Below are 1,129 nucleotides of genomic sequence, written 5' to 3'. Positions count from 1 at the left end.
TGTTCTGTCCACGCAGGTTGGTCACGACGTCGGCTGGTGACTTGCCGCCGAGTGCGGTGTGGCCGCGGTGGTGATTGTAGGTGTGGAGCCAGTCCGGGTAGCTGGCTGCGCGTTCAGCGTCTGAGCGGTACGGGCGGGCATAGGCCCATTCTTCGAGCAGGGTGCGGTTGAACCGTTCGACCTTGCCGTTGGTCTGGGGTCGGTACGGGCGGGTTCGACGGTGCTTGATCCCGGCCGCGGTCAGGGTCCTAGCCCACAGCTTCGAGCGGTAGCAGGCCCCGTTGTCGGTCAGCACCGCATGCACGGTGATGCCGTGGGCGGCGAACCAGGCGCGGGCGCGTCGCCAGAACCCGACAGCGGTCTCTTTGCGTTCGTTGGTGTGGATCTCGGAGTACGCCAGCCGGGAGTGGTCGTCGACGGCGTGGTGGATGTAGGCGTAGCCGCGTGAGCTTGGTGCGCCGGCGCGTGCGGCTTTGTCGCGTGCGACACCGGCTCGTCGGTCTTGGGTCGAGCCGCGTCCGTGGACGCGCCAGCCGCCGCCATCGGGGATCCGGCCGAGCTTCTTGATGTCGACGTGGATCAGGTCGCCCGGGGCGTCGTGGAGGTAGGCGTTGGTGGCTCGTCGGCTCATCTGGGGGCCTCGGGTCCGGATGCCGGTAGTGGGGTCGGTCCAGGTCAGGGGTGGGCAGCCGTAGCGGGTGAGGATCTTGTGGACCGTCGAGACCGGCATCCGCAGGAGGTAGGCGATCCGGGCGGGTCCCCACCGGCGTGAGACCCGCAGCCCGATCACGCGTCGCTCACGTCGGGTGGGGGTCTGACGTGGCGAGCGGTGAGGCCGGCTTGAGCGGTCGACCATCCCGTCGCGGCCGAGCTCGCGGTAGCGCTCGACCCACCGGCGGACGGTGGTGATCGAGCAGTTCCAGCGCTCCGCGGCGCGGGCCTGGGTCCAGCCCTGGTCGACGACGAGCTGGGCCAGACGGAGACGACCGGCAGGAGTCAAGCAGGCGTTAGCGTGGGACACGAAGACCTCCGGTTGTGAGATGCGGTTGCGTGGTAGCTCCACACCTCACCCGGAGGTCTTCGTCATCGTCCAGCAGGCACGCCGTACCTAACGTCCGTGATCAGTACA

General features: G+C 68.6%; 1 protein-coding gene. It reads right to left on the bottom strand.

All coding sequences use genetic code 11. The annotated features are described in order from the left end of the window. A partial coding sequence (locus tag IRQ30_RS23065; protein WP_193615155.1) for an IS481 family transposase occupies positions 1-1,021 on the bottom strand: 1,021 nt, incomplete at its 3' end. Between the last annotated feature and the right edge of the window lie 108 nt (positions 1,022-1,129).

The organism is Nocardioides lijunqiniae (genome assembly GCF_015024225.1).
Taxonomy (GTDB): Bacteria; Actinomycetota; Actinomycetes; order Propionibacteriales; family Nocardioidaceae; genus Nocardioides; species Nocardioides lijunqiniae.
The sequence above is the reverse complement of the archived record's forward strand: the minus strand, read 5'-3'. Positions and strand labels throughout refer to the sequence as shown.